The 18,441-nt window shown below is 66.1% G+C and carries 19 protein-coding genes; 7 read left to right on the top strand and 12 right to left on the bottom strand.

Features of this window, described 5'->3' with window-relative positions; genetic code table 11:
- Window positions 1-73 precede the first annotated feature (73 nt).
- Window positions 74-451, top strand: coding sequence for a DOPA 4,5-dioxygenase family protein (locus tag J2X38_RS05205; RefSeq protein ID WP_058536985.1), 378 nt, complete (start codon window positions 74-76; stop codon window positions 449-451).
- Here the strand turns inward: J2X38_RS05205 and J2X38_RS05210 are convergent.
- From J2X38_RS05210 to J2X38_RS05220, 3 genes are all read right to left on the bottom strand, one after another.
- Window positions 448-1,560, bottom strand: a complete 1,113-nt coding sequence (locus tag J2X38_RS05210) for an ATP phosphoribosyltransferase regulatory subunit (RefSeq protein WP_310251947.1) — start codon at window positions 1,558-1,560, stop codon at window positions 448-450. The genes J2X38_RS05205 and J2X38_RS05210 overlap by 4 nt on opposite strands.
- A gap of 142 nt (window positions 1,561-1,702) precedes the next feature.
- A complete protein-coding gene (gene serA / locus J2X38_RS05215; protein ID WP_310251949.1) occupies window positions 1,703-3,289 on the bottom strand; it encodes a phosphoglycerate dehydrogenase in 1,587 nt (528 codons plus the stop codon).
- A gap of 86 nt (window positions 3,290-3,375) precedes the next feature.
- Window positions 3,376-4,503, bottom strand: a complete 1,128-nt coding sequence (locus J2X38_RS05220; RefSeq protein ID WP_310251951.1) for a phosphoserine transaminase — start codon at window positions 4,501-4,503, stop codon at window positions 3,376-3,378.
- Window positions 4,504-4,674: 171 nt separating this feature from the next.
- Between J2X38_RS05220 and J2X38_RS05225 the strand changes: the two genes are divergently transcribed.
- Both J2X38_RS05225 and J2X38_RS05230 read left to right on the top strand, forming a co-directional pair.
- Entirely contained in the window at window positions 4,675-5,376 is a 702-nt protein-coding gene (locus tag J2X38_RS05225; RefSeq protein WP_310251953.1) for an extensin family protein, read from the top strand.
- A gap of 38 nt (window positions 5,377-5,414) precedes the next feature.
- Window positions 5,415-6,290: an LOG family protein gene (locus J2X38_RS05230; protein ID WP_058536685.1), complete on the top strand. Its 876-nt coding sequence runs from the start codon at window positions 5,415-5,417 to the stop codon at window positions 6,288-6,290.
- Window positions 6,291-6,473: 183 nt separating this feature from the next.
- On the opposite strand, the gene J2X38_RS05235 is transcribed toward J2X38_RS05230, so the two are convergent.
- Both J2X38_RS05235 and J2X38_RS05240 read right to left on the bottom strand, forming a co-directional pair.
- The gene (locus J2X38_RS05235) at window positions 6,474-6,908 is read right to left on the bottom strand and encodes a cytochrome c family protein (protein WP_310251959.1); all 435 of its coding nucleotides are present in this window, start codon (window positions 6,906-6,908) and stop codon (window positions 6,474-6,476) included.
- Window positions 6,908-7,561: a cytochrome c family protein gene (locus J2X38_RS05240; RefSeq protein WP_310251961.1), complete on the bottom strand. Its 654-nt coding sequence runs from the start codon at window positions 7,559-7,561 to the stop codon at window positions 6,908-6,910. The genes J2X38_RS05235 and J2X38_RS05240 overlap by 1 nt, the downstream gene beginning before the upstream one ends.
- A gap of 272 nt (window positions 7,562-7,833) precedes the next feature.
- Here J2X38_RS05240 and J2X38_RS05245 point away from each other — a divergent pair, with 272 nt between their 5' ends.
- Window positions 7,834-8,727 carry a prephenate dehydratase gene (locus J2X38_RS05245; RefSeq protein ID WP_058536682.1) on the top strand — a complete coding sequence of 298 codons (894 nt, stop codon included), beginning with the start codon at window positions 7,834-7,836 and terminating at the stop codon, window positions 8,725-8,727.
- Window positions 8,728-8,733: 6 nt separating this feature from the next.
- Here the strand turns inward: J2X38_RS05245 and J2X38_RS05250 are convergent, their stop codons facing one another.
- From J2X38_RS05250 to purT, 5 genes are all read right to left on the bottom strand, one after another.
- On the bottom strand, window positions 8,734-9,408 hold the full coding sequence (locus J2X38_RS05250) for a CDP-alcohol phosphatidyltransferase family protein (protein ID WP_056371728.1): 675 nt from the start codon (window positions 9,406-9,408) through the stop codon (window positions 8,734-8,736).
- 119 nt (window positions 9,409-9,527) lie between these two features.
- Window positions 9,528-10,031 carry a hypothetical protein gene (locus tag J2X38_RS05255; RefSeq protein ID WP_310251964.1) on the bottom strand — a complete coding sequence of 168 codons (504 nt, stop codon included), beginning with the start codon at window positions 10,029-10,031 and terminating at the stop codon, window positions 9,528-9,530.
- The gene (gene polA, locus J2X38_RS05260; protein WP_310252707.1) at window positions 10,028-12,838 is read right to left on the bottom strand and encodes a DNA polymerase I; all 2,811 of its coding nucleotides are present in this window, start codon (window positions 12,836-12,838) and stop codon (window positions 10,028-10,030) included. The genes J2X38_RS05255 and polA overlap by 4 nt, the downstream gene beginning before the upstream one ends.
- A gap of 32 nt (window positions 12,839-12,870) precedes the next feature.
- Window positions 12,871-13,449 (bottom strand): VTT domain-containing protein, encoded by a 579-nt coding sequence (locus tag J2X38_RS05265; RefSeq protein WP_310251966.1) that lies wholly within the window; start codon window positions 13,447-13,449, stop codon window positions 12,871-12,873.
- Window positions 13,450-13,567: 118 nt separating this feature from the next.
- On the bottom strand, window positions 13,568-14,749 hold the full coding sequence (gene purT, locus J2X38_RS05270) for a formate-dependent phosphoribosylglycinamide formyltransferase (RefSeq protein WP_310251968.1): 1,182 nt from the start codon (window positions 14,747-14,749) through the stop codon (window positions 13,568-13,570).
- 116 nt (window positions 14,750-14,865) lie between these two features.
- On the opposite strand from purT, the gene J2X38_RS05275 reads away from it, so the two are divergent.
- Window positions 14,866-15,348, top strand: a complete 483-nt coding sequence (locus J2X38_RS05275) for a methylated-DNA--[protein]-cysteine S-methyltransferase (protein WP_310251970.1) — start codon at window positions 14,866-14,868, stop codon at window positions 15,346-15,348.
- On the opposite strand, the gene J2X38_RS05280 is transcribed toward J2X38_RS05275, so the two are convergent.
- Window positions 15,345-16,580, bottom strand: coding sequence for an MFS transporter (locus J2X38_RS05280; RefSeq protein WP_310251972.1), 1,236 nt, complete (start codon window positions 16,578-16,580; stop codon window positions 15,345-15,347). The genes J2X38_RS05275 and J2X38_RS05280 overlap by 4 nt on opposite strands.
- Window positions 16,581-16,714: 134 nt before the next feature.
- On the opposite strand from J2X38_RS05280, the gene J2X38_RS05285 reads away from it, so the two are divergent.
- Window positions 16,715-17,146, top strand: coding sequence for a nuclear transport factor 2 family protein (locus J2X38_RS05285; protein ID WP_058536675.1), 432 nt, complete (start codon window positions 16,715-16,717; stop codon window positions 17,144-17,146).
- A gap of 45 nt (window positions 17,147-17,191) precedes the next feature.
- Window positions 17,192-17,872 (top strand): AraC family transcriptional regulator, encoded by a 681-nt coding sequence (locus J2X38_RS05290; protein WP_310251975.1) that lies wholly within the window; start codon window positions 17,192-17,194, stop codon window positions 17,870-17,872.
- 5 nt (window positions 17,873-17,877) lie between these two features.
- Here J2X38_RS05290 and J2X38_RS05295 read toward each other — a convergent pair whose 3' ends face one another.
- On the bottom strand, window positions 17,878-18,360 hold the full coding sequence (locus J2X38_RS05295; RefSeq protein WP_310251978.1) for a GFA family protein: 483 nt from the start codon (window positions 18,358-18,360) through the stop codon (window positions 17,878-17,880).
- Between the last annotated feature and the right edge of the window lie 81 nt (window positions 18,361-18,441).

Consider the following 18,441-nt stretch of genomic DNA (forward strand, 5'->3'; position numbering starts at 1 on the left):
AGAGGCAAGGGCAGTGGCACGGTTGCGTCGCTCTTTTTGGCAGGGTAGCGAGGCGAAAAGAAGGATGCCCGCGATGATCGACCCCGACGCCCCTTATCACGCCCATATCTATTTCGACGATGCCGAGCGCGCCGCCGCCACCGAACTGCGCGACGGGTTCAGCCACGACGCAGCGATTCTATTCGTCGGCGATATGACTGACGGCGCCGCGGGGCCGCACCCGATTGCGCAATATGAGGTGCATTTTCTGGGTGCAGCGGTTCCGGCGGTGGTTGCGACGATCGAGGCGACAGGGCTGCGCGCGCTCGTGCACCCGCTGACCGACGACGACCTTGCCGATCATACGACGCTGGCGCACTGGATCGGCGAGCCCGTCGAGCTCGACGTCACCGTGCTCGATCCGCCGGGCGTGAATCAAGGCATTCCGCGCTTTGGGATTTCGGATTTTTAGGCCTCGACCGGCCCGTCGGGACCGAGAATAAACCCGCAGCCGAGCGCGCGCGCACTGTCGCTGTCGGACAGTGCCGCGACCGTCTGCCAATCGTCGGCGCGCAAGCTCGCAGCCAGCACAGGATCGTGGCCGAGCGGCAGGAAGATGCGGCGGTCGGCATCGTCCTCGGCGCCGAGCCCGGCATCGATCAGCGGATCGGGATAGAGCGAAAAGCCCACGGCGGATTCTTCCTGTTCGCCGACGGGAATCGAATAGCCGCCGCCGCGGCCGACCGCATCTCCTTGTCCGGGAACGAAGATCTGGAAGCCGAACCAGCTTTGATAGGCGAAACCATGACGCTCGGTCGGGTCGAGGGTCAGTGTCACGCGGTCGCGGATCGGCGCGGCGATCGCTTCGAGCGCGTCGATGCGCGCGGTGAGGACGCCCGTGGTATCGAACGCGCGCAGGTCGGGGATCGCCTGATCGAACGGGCCGGTCGCGCGCAGCAGCGGCAGATAGGCTTCGGCCCCGAGGCGGGTCAGCGCGCCCGCGTCCTTGGCGTCGAGTTCGTCGCGGAGCTGTTGGATGTCGGCGTCGACAGGCAACGGCCCGTTCGCGAGCAAATCGACGACGTCGGGCAGGGTGAAATCGATCGTAACCGGGCCGATCCCCGCGGCTTCGAGCGCATCGATCGCGACGGTGACGATCTCGCGCGCCGCGGCGACGCTGTCGCTGCCGATCAGCTCGGCGCCGACCTGCAGCATCTCGCGCGCCGGGCGTAGCTGGCTCGCACGCAATTTGACGACCTGCCCGGCGTAGCAAAGGCGCAGCGGGCGCGGTGCCTTGGCGAGCAGCGAGGTTGCGATACGGCCGACCTGCCGCGTGATATCGGGACGGAGCGCGAGCGTCCGCTGCGACACCGGATCGGTGAAGCGCAGCAAATCGCGGGTGGCGCGCTCGTCATCGCCGCCCAGCGTCTCGCGAAATTCCGCGAGCGGTGGCGCGACGCGTCCATAACCATGCGCGCGCATCGCATCGACGAGCGCGCGGGTGACGCGCGACGCGGCCTCCGCCTGCCGGGGGAGGCGGTCGCGCAAACCTTCGGGCAGCAGGGCAGGGGCCTTGGTCATGCGTGCGGCCTTAGAACGGCGGAGGCTGGAGTCAATAACTCCCCTCCCACTTGTGGGAGGGGTCGGGGGAGGGCCCGTTTGGTCAGGACTGTGCTGACATGCCCTCTCCTAACCCCTCCCGCAAGCGGGAGGGGGACTAAAGTCAGAACTTCAAACCCTTCACCGTCTTCACGCCGGGAAGCTGGCACAGCTGCCACAGCAAAGGCTCGGGCATCGGCGAGTCGAGGCTGAGCAGCAGCACCGCTTCGCCGCCCGCAGCGCGGCGGCCGAGGTGGAAGGTGCCGATGTTGAGCCCGGCTTCGCCGAGCGCGGTGCCGATGCGGCCGATGAAGCCCGGGGCATCCTCGTTGACGATGTAGAGCATATGGCCGTCGAGATCGGCCTCGACCTTGATCCCGAACATCTCGACAAGGCGCGGGTCGCCGTTGCTGAACAGCGTGCCCGCGACCGAGCGGTCGCCCTGCTCGGTCGCCACGGTGACGCGGACGAGCGTGTGGTAATCGCCGTCGCGGTCGTGGCGAACCTCACGAACGTCGAGCCCGCGCTCGCGTGCGAGGTGCGGGGCGTTGACCATGTTCACGCTGTCCGAATAGCGGCGCATCAGGCCGGTGAGAACCGCGGCGGTGATCGGCTTGAGGTTGAGCTCGGCGGCAGCGCCCTCGACTTCGACCGAAATCGTCGTGAGGTTGTCGTGCGCAAGCTGGCCGACGAGGCTGCCGAGCTTTTCGGCGAGGCTCATATAGGGGCGCAGCTTCGGCGCTTCCTCGGCCGACAGGCTGGGGACGTTGAGCGCGTTGGTGATCCCGCCGGTGAGGAGATAATCCGACAGCTGCTCGGCCACTTGAATGGCGACATTGACCTGCGCTTCGTCGGTCGAGGCGCCCAGATGCGGGGTGCAGATGAAGTTCGGCGCGCTGAACAGCGGGTGATCGGCGGCCGGCGGCTCGGTCTGGAACACGTCGAGCGCCGCACCCGCAACATGGCCCGATTCGAGCGCGTCCTTGAGCGCTGCTTCATCGATCAGCCCGCCGCGCGCGCAGTTGATGATCCGCACGCCCTTCTTCGCCTTCGCGATATTCTCGGCCGACAGGATGTTGCGCGTCTGGTCGGTCAGCGGCGTGTGCAGCGTGATGAAATCGGCCTTGGCAAGCAAGGTGTCGAGATCGGCCTTTTCGACGCCGAGCTCGATCGCGCGCTCAGGGGTCAGGAACGGATCGAAGGCGACGACCTTCATGCGGAGGCCCAGCGCGCGCTCGGCAACGATGCTGCCGATATTGCCGCAACCGATCAGGCCGAGCGTCTTCGAGGTCAGCTCGACGCCCATGAAGTCGTTCTTCGGCCATTTGCCCGCCTGCGTCCCGGCGTTGGCTTCGGGGATTTGGCGCGCGAGCGCGAACATCATCGCGATCGCATGTTCGGCGGTGGTGATGCTGTTGCCGAAGGGCGTGTTCATCACAATGACACCCTTTTTCGACGCCTCGGGAATGTCGACATTGTCGACGCCGATCCCGGCGCGGCCGACGACCTTCAGGTTCGTCGCGGCGGCGAGGACGTCGGCGGTGACTTTGGTCGCCGAACGGATCGCGAGGCCGTCATAGTCGCCGATCATCGCGATCAGCTCGTCCTTGGTCTTGCCGGTGATGACATCGACATCGATGCCGCGTTCTTCGAAGATCGCGGCGGCTTTGGGGTCCATTTTATCGGAAATGAGAACTTTGGGAGCGGTCATGTCATTTTTCTCCGTCATCCCAGCGAAAGCTGGGATCGTTGGGAATGGGAATGATCGATAGCGGCCCAGCTTTCGCTGGGACGACGTCAAGCGTTGAGCGAGGCGTAAGCCCAGTCGAGCCACGGGCCGAGCGCTTCGATATCGGCGGTGTCGACGGTCGCGCCGCACCAGATGCGAAGGCCCGGAGGCGCGTCGCGATAGCCCGCGATATCATAGGCCGCGCCTTCGGCTTCGAGCAGCCCCGCGAACTTCTTGATGAAGCCTTCGTCGGCACCCGCTACCGACAGGCAGACCGAGGTCTTCGAGCGGCTGGCGGGATCGGCGGCGAGATGGCTCAGCCACGCGCGTTCCTCGACGATCTTGTCGAGCGCCGCGGCATTCGCGTCGCTGCGCGCCTTCAGGCCGTCGAGACCGCCGAGCGATTTCGCCCATTCGAGCGCAAAGATTGCATCTTCGACCGCGAGCATCGACGGGGTGTTGATCGTCTCGCCCTTGAACACGCCTTCGGCGAGCGCGCCCTTCGAGACGAGGCGGAACACCTTCGGCAGCGGCCAGGCGGGGGTGTAATTTTGAAGCCGTTCGACCGCGCGCGGGCCGAGGATCAGCACGCCATGCCCGCCTTCACCGCCGAGTACTTTCTGCCAGCTGAAGGTCGCGACGTCGATCTTGTCCCACGGCAGGTCGTAAGCGAACACCGCGCTGGTCGCGTCGGCGAAGCTCAGGCCCCCGCGGTCGGCGGCGATCCAGTCGCCGTTCGGAACGCGGACGCCGCTCGTCGTGCCGTTCCAGGTGAAAAGCACATCGTTCGACCAGTCGACTTGGCCGAGGTCGGGAAGCTGGCCGTAATCGGCGCGGATGACCGTCGGATCGAGCTTGAGCTGCTTCGCGGCGTCGGTGACCCAGCCCTCACCGAAGCTCTCCCAAGCGAGCGTCGTGACGGGGCGGGCACCGAGCATCGTCCACATCGCCATCTCGAAGGCGCCGGTGTCGCTGCCCGGAACGATGCCGATGCGGTGCGTGTCGGGGAGCTGCAGCATCTCGCGCATCAGGTCGATGCAGTACTGCAGACGCGTCTTGCCGATCTTCGCACGATGCGAGCGGCCGAGCGATTCGGTGCTGAGTTTTTCGGGAGACCAGACCGGCGGCTTGGCGCAGGGTCCGGAAGAAAAATAGGGGCGCGCAGGGCGCAATACAGGCGTCGGCACTTCAGTCATTTTAGTCTCTCCTTGCAGAGAGCTCGCGCGGCGTTGGGACCGCGTGGCCCGGCGCCGCGTTTAGGGTGGAGCGCGCAACTGTCAAACAAATTGCACGGACCGGGCGAAATTTTCGACGAGTGGAGAAAAAGGTATACAGCTTGTTAACCATTTCAGCGGTATTTTGGCGTCATGGGGGTCCCTGCGTTCTTGAAGCTCCGGATATTGGTTGCCGCTAGTGCGGCGCTGGCACTGTCCGCCTGTTTCGGCGCCCCCGAGGCGATGAAGAACGGCGGCGGGAAACGCCCGACCGCGAGCAAGCCGAACCGCCCGCAAGCCGTCGGCGCCCCCTCCTTCACCAGCGCGGAGGCGCAGCAATGCGCGTTCGATCTCAAGCAGGCGGGCGTGCGCTTCACCCCGCTGCCGAACGAGGATCATGGCGGCGGCTGCACCTCGATCGATTCGGTGAAGCTGCTCGACATCGGCACCCCGGTGTCGGGGCTCGGCGCGATGACCTGTCCGCTTGCGAAGAATTTCGCCGCATGGGTGCAATATGCGGTGAAACCCGCGGCGCGGAAATATCTGGGGCAGGAGGTCGTTAAGATCGAGACCTTCGGAACCTACAGCTGCCGCAACATTTATGGCGGCCGGTCGGGGCGGATGTCGCAGCACGCCTTTTCGAATGCGATCGACGTCTCGGGCTTCCTGCTCGCCGACGGCCGCCGCGTCATGCTCGACGGCGGATGGACCGGCGACAAATCGTCGCAGGAATTCCTCCGCGCGCTCCACAAATCGGGCTGCCGCCGCTTCGGGACCGTGCTCGGCCCCGATTACAACGCGGCGCATTATAATCATTTCCACTTCGACATGAGCGGCAACGGCTACTGCCGCTAAGCTTGGCAAAGTCGCGCGGAACGGCTAGCCGTCCGCCAATGGCAGAAGACAAACAACCCCATCGCTCGCGTTTCCACAAAGCCAAGGACGACGCGCAATTCGCCAAACAGGCGGTATCGACCCCGCAGACGCAAAGCCCGGCCTATCGGCTGGCGTTCCAGGACACCGAGTTCCTGCTGCGCGAAGATCTGCGTCCGGTGCGCTTCCAGCTCGAACTGCTCAAACCCGAACTGATGCTCGACGAAGCGAAGATCGAGTCGATGCTCGTCATCTATGGCTCGGCGCGCATTCCGTCGCCCGACGGCGCGCAGGCCGTGCTCGACGCGGCGCGTACGCCCGAGGAGCAGCGGATCGCCGAGCGGCTCGCGGCTAAGGCCAAATATTATGAGGAGGCGCGGGGACTCGCGCGGATCGCGAGCCAGGTGCCGCCCGACGAAAATGGCTGCCGCAACTTCGTCGTCTGTTCGGGCGGCGGGCCGTCGATCATGGAAGCCGCGAATCGCGGCGCCGACGACGTGGGTAAAGAATCGGTCGGGCTCAACATCGTGCTGCCGCACGAGCAGGCGCCGAACCGCTATGTTACCCCCGACCTCAGTTTCCAGTTCCACTATTTCGCGCTGCGCAAGATGCACTTCCTGCTCCGCGCGCGCGCCGTCTGTGTGTTCCCGGGCGGGTTCGGGACGTTCGACGAGACGTTCGAACTGCTCACGCTGATCCAGACCGGCAAGATCAAACCGATCCCGATCGTGCTGTTCAGCGAGGAATTCTGGACCCGCGTCGTTAATTTCGACGCGCTGGTCGAGGAGGGCGTGATCAGCCAGCGCGACCTGTCGCTGTTCCACTTCGTCGAAACCGCCGAAGAGGCGTGGAAGATCATCCAGGATTTCTACGGCAACGTGCAGAACCCGAATTAAGCTGTTCCTCCCCCTTTATGGGGGAGGCAGCGAGGCTTACGAACTTGTTCGTTAGTCGTAGCGGTGGGGGTGCGATCTCGGCCTAAGGCGATGGTGCAAGGACGCACCGTCACCCTCATCCAACTGCGCCTAGCGCTTTGCGGCAAGGCTGCGTTTCCTTCTCCCATCAAGGGAGAAGGAAACCTATTTCGACTGTTCTTCGAGAAAGAGGATCAGCGCCTTGCGGTCCGCCGCGTCGATCACGCCGGCGAACGCCATGCGCGTGCCCGGAACATCCTTCATCGGGGCCGTGAGATAGGCGTCGAGCGCGGCCTCGTCCCAGACGCCGCCCTTTGCCTTCATCGCGCCCGAATAGGAAAAGCCGGGCTTCGACGCGACCGCGGCGCCGACGACGCCGTGCAGGTTGGGGCCAATGCCGTTGTTGCCGCCCTTGTCGACCGTATGGCACGCGACGCAGCGGCGGAAGACCTGTTCGCCCATGGCGGCGGTCGGGGCAACCGCGGGCGCCGGCGCTTCGACGCCGGGCTCGCCCGTCGCCGGCGCCTCGGACGGCGTCTCGCTCTTGCCGCAACCGGCGAGCGCCAGCGCGCCCGCCAGCAGGACGGGCGCGAGCCGCATTATTTCTTGGCTTCGGCCGGCGCGGGCGCAGCCGCGGCGTCAGCGGCCGGAGCGGCCGCGGCGCCTTCGGCTGCCGGTGCAGCGGCAGCGGTCTCGGCCGGATCGGCGCCTTCCGCGGCTGCGGGCGCCGCTTCGGCGGCGGGCAGCGGCAGGTTCGAACCCTGGCTGTTCAGATAGACGATCAGGTTCGCGCGATCTTCGGCGCTGCCGAGGCCGGCGAACGACATCTTCGTGCCGGGGGCATATTTACGCGGGCTGGTCAGCCATGCGTTCATGCCCTCGAAATCCCAATTGCCCGCAACGCCCTTCAGCGCCGCCGAATAGGCGAAGCCCGGGACATGGCCGTGCGCCTTGCCAAGCGCACCAAACAGATTCGGGCCGATGCCGTTGGCGCCGCCCGAGTTGATCGTGTGGCATGCGGCGCATTTCGCGAACACCGCTTCGCCCTTCGCCGGATCGGCGGCGGCGAGCAGGTTGGCGAGCGGCACGGCCGATTCGCCGCCACCCGCGCCGGCTTCGGCGTCTTCGATCGGATAACCGGGCTTTTCGGGATTGTGGCTGGCGAACAACATGCTCGACCCGATGGTCAGGCCCAGCGCGCAAATGCCGGCAAACAGCACCCAGCCGGCAATAGTATTGTTGCGATTGTCCATGCGTAGCAGCCCCGTTAGCTGACGCCCGCTTGCCGGGCGCATATTTGATTTGGACGCTCCCTTACTGGTGCGGCGACGGCGGCGCAAGGGGATGAAATCGGGGAATGGCAACGGCGTGCGCGCCGGTTGCGCGGTCGCGGCGGGGCGGCTATGCGCCGCGGCTCCGGAGCACTTCCCGAAAAGTGGGAACCGGTTTTCGGACGAGAAGTGCTCCCCGACAAGGAATCGAGTAGCTTTCTCGCCGAGAAAGGTGCGAGCTTGGGAAGGCAATCATGGGCAGTTATTCGGCTTCGGCACAGCATCTGGTCGACGAAATGCGCAACGCGGCGCTCGCCGAACCCGCGCGCGGGCTGGCATTCCAGGGCGCGCCGGGCGCGAACAGTGATCTTGCCGCGCGCGAATATGACCCGAACTCGCTGCCGATGCCCTGCTATGCGTTTCAGGACGCGATCGACGCGGTGCGCGACGGCCGCGTCGACCGCGCGATCATCCCGATCGAAAACAGCCTGCACGGCCGCGTCGCCGACATCCACTTCCTGCTCCCCGAATCCGGCTTGTCGATCGTCGGCGAGCATTTCCTGCCCATCCGCTATGGCCTGATGAGCCGCGACCTCGGCCCCGTGACGCGCGCGATGAGCCATGAGCAGGCGCTCGGCCAGTGCCGCCACTGGCTGCGCGCCAACAATATCGCGCCGGTCGCGCACAGCGATACCGCGGGCGCCGCGGCGTGGGTTGCCGACAGCGACGAGGTCGGGCTTGCCGCCCTCGCGCCGCCGCACGCCGCCGAACTTTACGGGCTGACGCTCCACGGCACGGGGATGGAGGACGCCGATCACAACACGACGCGCTTCGTCATCCTTGCGCGCGAACCGCTGGCCGACGTTGCCGCGATCACCGGCCCGGTGATGACGACCTTCATGTTCGAGGTGAAGAATATTCCCGCCGCGCTCTACAAGGCGCTCGGCGGCTTTGCGACCAATGGTGTCAACATGACAAAGCTCGAAAGCTATCAGACCGGCGACAGCTTCGCGGCGACGCAATTCTACTGCGATATCGTTGGCGCGCCGGGCGACGAGCGGATCGACCGCGCGCTCGAGGAACTCGATTTCCAGACCAAGTCGCTGCGGTTGCTCGGCACCTACCCGCAGGCGCGGGCGCGCCGCTGATTCTGGCTATCCGCCGCGGCGGCGCAGCATCCGGGCGGTGGCCGACGTCTGGACGATGAACAGCGTCACAAGGATGCTCGAGACGACCAGCGCGAACAGGTCGAAGGCCGAGAAATTGGTGCCGTGGATGTCGCCGCCGCCGATGATCGGCATCGAAATCGTCATCGCCATCAGCATCAGGCGCAGCTCGGTCGGGCCGCCGGCCATATAGGACAGGCGGAATTCGCCGACGACCTTGGCGGCGATGAAGGTGTGGATCGACAGCAGGAAATAGCCGATCACCGCCATCAGCGCGACGTCGAGCCGCATATATGGGCTCATCCCGATCGCGCTGATCATCAGCAATGTCGCGAGCGCATCGACGCTATGGTCGACGAAATAACCGTAATTGGGGCGTTCGATGCCGCGCCAGCGCGCAAGGCTGCCGTCGAGCGAATCGCCGAACCAGTTGACGATATAGCCGACGAGCGACAGGCCGAGCCATTCGCTGTCGAACCAGCTGAGCACATAGCCCGCGGCAACCAGCACCGCGCCGGCGAAACCGAGCGTGGTGAGCTGGTCGGGGGTCACCCAGCCCGGAAGGCGCGCGCATAACCAGTTGAGAAGACGGCGTTCGCTGCGCGCGAGGATATTCTGCTGGATGCGGACCGGCGCCTTGGCGACGGGTTCGAACTTGCTCATGAGAACCCTTTGTTGCCGGCTGTCACAAAAGTGCCGGCCGGATGTCATCGCGGCGTCATAGAGGCAAAGTCGGGTTTGCGAAAGGGCAGGGCGGTCAGTGCGCCGCGTGCGTGCGACGATCAGTCCCGCCAGGGACCGATTTCGCCGACATCGCCGACTGCGCGATAGCGTACCGCGTCGTCGACCCACGCAACCTCCCACATCGGCGCTGGGCGCGCCCATTCGCCGATCACGAACAGCGGCAGCTTGTTTGCGGCGACGAAAGCAAGATCATCGGGAGTGGGGCCTGGGATGGTCGTTTCGTACCGCTGGTGAATGCGGATGACCGCGAGCGTCGTCGCGGGCGGCCCCGGAAGCGACTGGCGCACGGGAAAGCCCATGCTCGCGGCGACGACCGGATAGCCCTTGTCGTCGCGGGCAATCAGCAACACCTTGTCGGCGTTCGCATAGGGCCCGCCGACCGCGCGGCCGACGACCTTGCGCCCCGCAATCGCGGCAAATTCGCGCAAGTCGGTGTCGGCGACCGGCGATGGGCGCGCGGGCGCCGAAACGGCGGCGGCTTCGGGAGGCGCGGGGGCGGGATCGGCGGCGAGCGCCGCGACGAACAGCAACGCGGCGATCAATGCGCTTCGCCCCAGCTCTTGCCGATGCCGACCTCGACCTCGAGCGGAACCGAGAGCTGGAGCGCCGGTTCGGCGGCGCCCGACATCACCGCGCGGATCACCGCGCCTGCGGCTTCGGCCTTGTCCTCGGGCGCTTCGAACACGAGTTCGTCGTGCACCTGGAGCAGCATGCGGACGTCGGAGAGTCCGGCATCCGCCAGCGCTTTCGGCATCCGCGCCATCGCGCGCTTGATCAGGTCGGCGCTGGTGCCCTGGATCGGCGCGTTGATCGCGGCGCGCTCGCTGCCCGCGCGCTCATTCTGGTTCGCCGCCTTGATGCGCGGGAACCAGGTTTTGCGGCCGAACAAAGTCTCAGTGTAACCCTTGGCGCGCACGCCTTCGAGCGTGTCGGTGATATAGTCCGAGATACCCGGGAAGCGCTCGAAATAGCGCGCGATCAGCGCCTGCGCCTCGTCGGGCGTGACTTCGAGCCGCCCCGCAAGGCCCCAGCGCGAGATGCCATAGAGGATCGAGAAGTTGACCGTCTTCGCCTTGCCGCGCGTGTCGCGGTTGACCTCGCCGAACAATTCGATCGCGGTCGCGCTGTGGATGTCGTCGCCGCGCGCAAAGGCTTCCTTGAGTTCGGGGACGTCGGCCATATGCGCCGCGAGCCTGAGTTCGATCTGGCTATAGTCGGCGGCGATCAGCACATGGCCGGGCGCGGCGATAAATGCGTCGCGGATCTGGCGGCCGGTCTCGGTGCGGATCGGGATGTTCTGCAAGTTCGGGTCGGTCGACGACAAGCGCCCGGTCTGCGCGCCGACGAGACTGTAGCTCGTGTGGACGCGCCCGGTCGTGGTGTTGATCTGCTGCTGCAGCGCGTCGGTATAGGTCGACTTCAGCTTCGCAAGCTGGCGCCATTCCAAAATCTTGCGCGCGATCGGCACCCCGTCGCGTTCCAATCGTTCGAGTTCGCTCTGGTCGGTCGACCAGTCGCCCGACTTGCCCTTGCGCCCGCCTTTGAGGCCGAGCTTGTCGAACAGGATTTCGCCGAGCTGCTTGGGGCTGCCGATCGCGAAGGGCTGGCCGGCGAGCCCGTGGATCTCGCCCTCGATGCGCAGCATCTCGTTGGCGAACTCGCCCGACAGGCGCGCGAGATATTCGCGGTCGACCCTGATCCCCGCGCGCTCCATCCCCTCGACGATCGAGGCGAGCGGGCGGTCGACCATCTCGTAGACGCGCGTCCCGCCCTCGATGGGCAGGCGCAGCTTGAGCAGCTTCCAGAGGCGAAGTGCGACGTCGGCATCCTCGGCGGCATATTCGGTTGCGCGGTCGAGTTGCACTTCGGCAAAGCTGATCTGCGATTTGCCCGTCCCGCACATTTCCTTGAAGGTCAGGCAGGTGTGATCGAGGTGGAGCTTGGCCAGCTCGTCGAGCCCATGCTGATGCTTGCCCGCGTCGAGCGCGAAGCTCATCACCAGCGTGTCGTCGTACGGCGCGACGGTGATGCCGTGCTGCGCGAGCACGCCGATGTCATATTTCAGATTATGCCCGACCTTCAGCACCGCATCGTCGGCGAACAGCGCGTGCAGGCGCCCGATCGCGACGTCCATCGCGATCTGCTCGGGCTTTTCGGCGAACATGTCGGTGCCGCCATGGCCGAGCGGGATATAGCAGGCACGGCCGGGGGCGGTCGCCATGCTGACCCCGACGAGGCGGCCGGTGACGCTGTCGAGGCTCGCGGTTTCGGTATCGACCCCGACGACATGCGCGGCGCGCGCTTCGGCTATCCAGCGGTCGAGCGCCTCGACGGTGGTGACACATTCATAAACCGACCGGTCGATGGGCGGCATCGCGGGTAGCGTCGGCGTCGACGGACCGGCGGGCGCGGCGACCGGCGTGGCGCTCGCGCGCGGGAAGGTCGGTGGGCCGCCCGGCGTGGCGCCGAGGTCGAGCTTCGCCGACAGCGAGCGGAAGCCATGCTCATCGAGGAAGGTCTTGAGCGGCAGCGGCGGGATCGCGCCGAGCTTCAGCGTGTCGAGCGCGTCGGGCAGCGCGACATCGCGCTTGAGGTCGACGAGGATGCGCGACAGTTCGGCCATGCCGCGATGCTCGATCAGATTGTCGCGCAGCTTCGACGCCTTCATGCCCGCGGCGCCGTCGAGCGCAGCGGTGAGGTTGCCATATTCCTGGATCAGCTTGGTCGCGGTCTTCGGCCCAACGCCGCGTACGCCGGGCACATTGTCGACGCTGTCGCCCATCAGCGCGAGCACGTCGCCGACGAGATCGGGTGTGACACCGAACTTCTCGTTCACGGCTTCGAGTCCGAGGCGCACATTCTTCATCGTGTCGAGCATGTCGACCTGCGGGCCTTCGCTGGGCTCGCGGATCAGCTGCATCAGATCCTTGTCCGACGACACGATCGTGACGTCCCAGCCTTCGCGCACCGCGGCCTCGGCATAGGAGGCGATCAGATCGTCGGCCTCGAAGCCCTCCATTTCGATGCACGGCAGCGAGAAGGCGCGCGTCGCGTCGCGGATCAGCGGGAATTGCGGACGCAGATCCTCGGGCGGCTCGGGCCGGTTCGCCTTATATTGATCGTAAATCGCGTTGCGGAACGACTGACTCGAATGATCGAGGATCACCGCGAGGTGCGTCGGCCCGTCGGCGTCGTGCAGATCCTTCGCGAGCTTCCACAGCATCGTCGTGTAGCCATAGACCGCGCCGACGGGGACCCCCCTGGGGTTCGTCAGCGGCGGCAGGCGGTGATAGGCGCGGAAGATGTAGCTGGAGCCATCGACCAGATAGAGGTGATTCTTCTCGGACATGGCGGGGATGTAGCAGCCGAGTTGCGAGCGGCCTAGGGCGCTGTTCTCGCTTTCGTCCTCTTCGCGTTGCGCCACCGCTCGACGCCCTGCCAGCCGAGCCAAGCGGCAAGCGGCAGTCCCACCGCGCCGAGCATCAGCAGCTCGGACGACGCCTGCTCGACCGCCGCCGCCCCGATCGCGGCGAACAGCATCGCGACACCCAGATTGGCAATCGCCATGACGAGCGCAAAGCGTCCGAATGCCATCGCCGCGATCCCTCCGGCCATCGCGGTCAGTTCGCAAAGGAACGGCACGGGGCGCGAAAGGATGAGTGCGACCGGGCCGATGCGTTCGGCGAGTTCGTGCGCGCGGTCCAGATCGCCGGCGCTGAGGAATCGCTTGGCGAGCGGCCGCGCTGCCCAGCGCCCGACCGCATAGCCCGCAAGGCTGCCACCCATCAGCCCGAGCCAGATGACGAGCGTGCCGACCGCGAATCCGAAAGCCGCCCCCGCCAGCGTATTGGTCACGCCATTGGGCACCGGCAGGAACACATCGAGCGTCAGCGCGCCAACGATCAACGTCGCGGCGGCGAGGGGACGCTCATCGGCCGCAGCGAGGACGCGGTCGCTCACCGCGACAAATTCTTCTTGAAAGATCAGAGGCACGCCGACGATCGACGCCAGCAAAAAAGCTATCGCAAACCAGCGAAGGAACGGGGCAGGGCGCCGGGCCATGCCGCAGCTTAGCGCTTCAGTCGCGGTAGTCGATGGCCAGTTTACCCGCCACCGCAACCGCCGCTGTGCGGGCATCGTCGGTGGTTCCGTCCGCGACACGCGCCAGCGCAACACCCATGCGGCGATATGGGCGCGTAACCGGCTTGCCGAAGATGCGCGCGTCAACCGACGTCGCGGCATTCGGTGGCGTCAGCGCGTCGGCAAGCCCGGTGATCGCGAAATCCTGTGCATCGCGGTCGGCGAGCAGCACGGCGCTTGCGCTTGCGTCAGGCACCGCGATCGCGGGGATCGGCAGGCCGAGGATTGCGCGCGCATGCAGGTCGAATTCGGACAGCGACTGCGAGATCAGTGTGACCATGCCGGTGTCATGCGGGCGCGGCGAGAGTTCGGAGAAGATAACTTCGTCGCCCTTCACGAAATATTCGACCCCGAAAATGCCGTGGCCGCCGAGCGAATCGACGACCTTCGTCGCCATCTCCTGTGCCGCCGCTAACGCGGCATCGGACATCGCGGCGGGCTGCCAGCTTTCGCGATAGTCGCCGCGTTCCTGCCGGTGACCGATTGGCGGGCAGAAGGCGACGCCATCCTTGTGGCGGACGGTGAGCAGGGTGATCTCGTAATCGAAATCGATGAAGGCCTCGGCGATCACGCGTAGCCGGTCGCCGCGCATCCCCGCGGCGGCATAGTCCCACGCCGCGTCGATGCCGCTCGCGTCCTTGACCGTGCTCTGGCCCTTGCCCGACGAGGACATGACGGGTTTGACGACAAGCGGAAAGCCGATGCGCTCCGCCGCCGCAACCAGTTCCTCGCGGCTCGTCGCATATTCGAAGGTCGAGGTTTTCAGGCCCAGCTCGCTCGCGGCGAGGTCGCGGATCGCGTCGCGGTTCATCGTCAGCTGCGCGGCGCGCGCCGACGGAACGACGTGGAAACCCTCGGCCTCGACCTCGGCGAGGATTTCGGTGCGGATCGCCTCGACCTCGGGCACGATATGGTCGGGCCGATGCTTTTCGATCGTCGCGCGCAGCGCGTCGCCGTCGAGCATCGAAAACACTTCATAGCCGTCGGCGACCTGCATCGCGGGCGCACCTTCATAGCTGTCGCACGCGATGACGCGGCACCCGAGCCGCTTCGCCGAAATCACGAACTCGCGCCCGAGTTCGCCCGAGCCGAGGAGAAGGATGGTGGCGGTGGGGGTCATGCAAAAACTTTCCATCGACGTTGGGCGCAAGATTCGGGACGCATCGCTGCGCGGCCTCCGCCATAGGAATTTCAGCATCAAAGTGCGACAGCGAATGACATCCAAAGGAACAGCCCGTGACCCATTATTCCAAAACCATCTGGTCGCCGGTCGGCGAATTGACCCTCGTCGCCGACGACCGGGGACTCGCCGCCATATTGTGGGAGAATGACAAGCCCGACCGCGTCCGGCTCGGCACACCCACCGAAAAGGCCGACCATCCGGTCTTGCTCGAAACCGAGCGGCAGCTCGCGCAATATTTCGCCGGGACACGCCGCACCTTCGACGTGCCGCTATCGTTCGCCGGCACCGATTTCCAGAAGCGCGTCTGGGCCGCGCTGCTCGCTATCCCGTTCGGCGAGACGCGCAGCTATGGCGAGATCGCGGACCAGCTCGGCGCCCCCGGCGCATCGCGCGCGGTTGGCGCCGCCAATGGCCGCAACCCCATCTCGATCATCGCGCCATGCCACCGCGTCGTCGGATCGACCGGCAAGCTGACCGGTTTCGCCGGCGGGCTTGAGGCAAAGGCGTTTCTGCTCGATCTCGAACGAGCGGCCTAAAGATCGAGCGTGCGGATTTCGGGGATGAGCTTCCACCACAGCAATGCCCCCAGCAGCGACAGCGCGGCGGCGGCCGCAAAGGCATAGCCATAGCCGCCAAGATAATCGACGATCAGCCCGGTGACGATCGGGCCGACGATGCCCGAAATATTGCCGAGCGCATTCTGCACCCCCATCCAGCTGCCAGCGGCACGCGGCCCCGCGAAAATCTGGCCGACGGCGAAGATGTTCGTCGCGATCAGCCCGGCGCCGAAGCCCGCGACCGCCAGCCATACGGCGAGCATCGCATAGCCATCCGCGACTGCGATGCCCGCGGTTGCCGTGCCGATGGCGAGTTGTCCCGCGATCATCAGCCAGCGGCGCACCTCACCCTCATTGGCTCCCTTCGCGACCATGCGGTCGGACAGCCAGCCGCCCGCGAGCGCGACGACACCTTGCGTCGTGAAACTCAGCGTCGTCAGCGCGGTCATCTCGCCGATCGAATAACCGCGCGTGTTGACGAGGTAGAGCGGCAGCCACGCGAGCAGGAAATAAAAGCCGTAGTTCGACAGGAAATGGACGGCGCTCATCTTCCACAGCGCCGGCACGCGAAGGAGGCGGCGGATCGATACGCGCTCGCTCGCGGGCACTGTGCCCGCGCGTGCCCGCATCGACGCCGCGGCGAATTGCCAGGGGATGAGCCACAGCAAAGTCACTGCGCCGAAAATCCAGAAGACCGGCCGCCAGCCCCATTCGCCAAGGATCGCGCCGCCTGCGAGCACGCCGATGGCAGGGCCGAATGCGATCGCGGCGGCCACCGCGGCATTGGCGATCCCGCGCCGCTCGGCGGGGACTTCGGCGGCGAAAATCTTGGTGCTGCCGGGAAAGGCAATGCTCTCGCCCAGCCCGAGGAACAGCCGGAGGATGATCAGCGATACCAGCCCGCCCGCGAAACCGGTGAGTGCGGTGCTGATCGCCCAGATCGCGACGCCGAGCGCAAAGACGCGGTAGACGCAGAAGCGGTCGCAAAGCCAGCCGACGAACAGGCAGGCGGGGGCATAGACCCAGAAAAAGGCCGAGACCGCGAGGCCGAACCCCGTCGCCGATAGCCCCAGCTCTTCCTTCATCAGCGGCGCGGCGACGCCGATCGCGCCGCGATCGACATAGTTGAGCAGGACCGAAAGCGCGATGAGGACGACGATCCACGTCACCCGTTTTCCGTCCGCCCGGTCTCCGATCGATTGTGTCGCCATAGTCAAACGCTCCCCTGCCCGGGGCAGGGCTATCAGATGGGCGGTAGCGCGCCAGCGAAAATTCGTCGCACGTTTGTTCAACGCGTTCGCCGGCCGGGCCGCTATTCTTTCCGCAACATCATGGGAGAAAGCAGATGGCCGCCACCGCACAAATCGAACGCCCCCTTTCCGTCGCCGCCCTGTTCGACCGCTATCATGTCGGCTGGGAAACGAAGGATCCCGACCTGATCGCCTCGCTCCATTCGGACGACACGGTCTTCGCGCTTCACGACGGCACCGAGCCTGTGACGGGACGCGAGCGGCTGCGCGAGCATTGCCGGCAATTGTTCGCGACCTTCGATTTCACGCAGGAAATGGGGCGGCGGCTCTACGGCGACGACCATTGGGTGTTCGAATGGACGATGCTGCTTGCGCTGACCGAACCGGGCGGCGCGCCTTTTGTTGCGCGCGTCGGGATGCTCGACGTCGTCACGCTGAACGACGCCGGCGAGGTGGTGCGCAAGGATGTCTATCCGAACGGGCGCGAGATGCACGGCGCCTTCGTGCGGGCCGGGATCGATCGTTAGCGGCGCCGCTTGCGCCCGGCGCCCGACCGGCAGATAGTTACCGCGATGTCCGACCCGCTCTCCTCTTTCCGGAATTCCCTGCTGCCGGTCGACGCGCCGCTTGCGCCGCATGCCAATCCCGTCGCCGGGATATTGATGGGACGCGGCGGTCCGCTGCGGCTGACGCTGGACGGTGAGACGGTCGAGGGCGACATGCTACTGATCCGCCCCGGCGTCGTGCATGGCATCGCCTTGCCCGCGCGCGGCGCCGACATCCTCTATCTCGATGGTCTCGCCTTTCCGTTCGACGTTCCGCTGGCGCGCGCGCTCGACGGGAAGCTGGCTGAATTAGCGGGCACAGTGCTCGATGGCGCGAGCGATGCCGCCGACGAGCTGCGCGCGCGGTTGACCGTCGCTGCCGCTCCGCCGTTGCCGCGCGTCGCCGATGCCGTGCGCGCGATCTACGCCGACCCGATGCGGCGGATGCCGCAGGACGAGCTGGCGCGGCGGCTCGGCATGGAACGCACGCGGGCCTTGCGCCTTTTCAGGGCGGCGACCGGGCAGGGCTTTCGCGAATTCAAGCGCTGGTCGGCGATGCAATATGCCGCGCAGCAGATGAAGCAGGGCGCGCTCGTTCGCACCGCGGCGATGGACGCGGGCTTTGCCGACACCGCGCATCTGTCGCGCGCCTTTCGCGAAACCTTTGGCCTGACGCCCAGCGCGGCGATAAATGCGCTCCCCTCATAGGAGGGTCAGGCGGGCCAGCGGTCGGTGTCGTGGTCCGGATGCTGGTGGTTGCTCGCCTTGATCGCGCCGACAAGGTCGCTCATCACTTCCTCGGTGGTGCCCTCGGCCTTGATCGGCAGGTCCTCGAACAGCGACAGCTGGCCTTCGGTCCCGAACTGGACTTGCGGCGGGAACGCCGACGGATCGTCGAACGACCCGGTCGTCAGATTGATATGCTTGCTCCCGGCATAATCATAGGTCAGCGGCGTCCCGCAATCGCGGCAGAAACCGCGCGCCGCCTTGTCCGAACTGTTGAAGGTCGCGGGCGCGCCGCGCGTCCAGGTGATCGCGTCGCGCGGCACGCCGATCAGCGCGATGAAGAAATTGCCCGCCGCCTTCTGACACATGCGGCAATGACAGATGTGCGACGTGTCGAGCACCGCGGTGACATGATAGCGCACCGCGCCGCACTGGCAGCCGCCCGACGCTTCGGTTTCGATCCTGTCCATGGGGCCTTGCTATCAAAGCTGGCGGGCACTCACAATCGCGCAGGCGGGGAAGCGGTGCGCGGCGACGACGCGCCGTGCACC

It is taken from the genome of Sphingopyxis sp. BE235 (genome assembly GCF_031457175.1).
Lineage (GTDB): Bacteria > Pseudomonadota > Alphaproteobacteria > Sphingomonadales > Sphingomonadaceae > Sphingopyxis.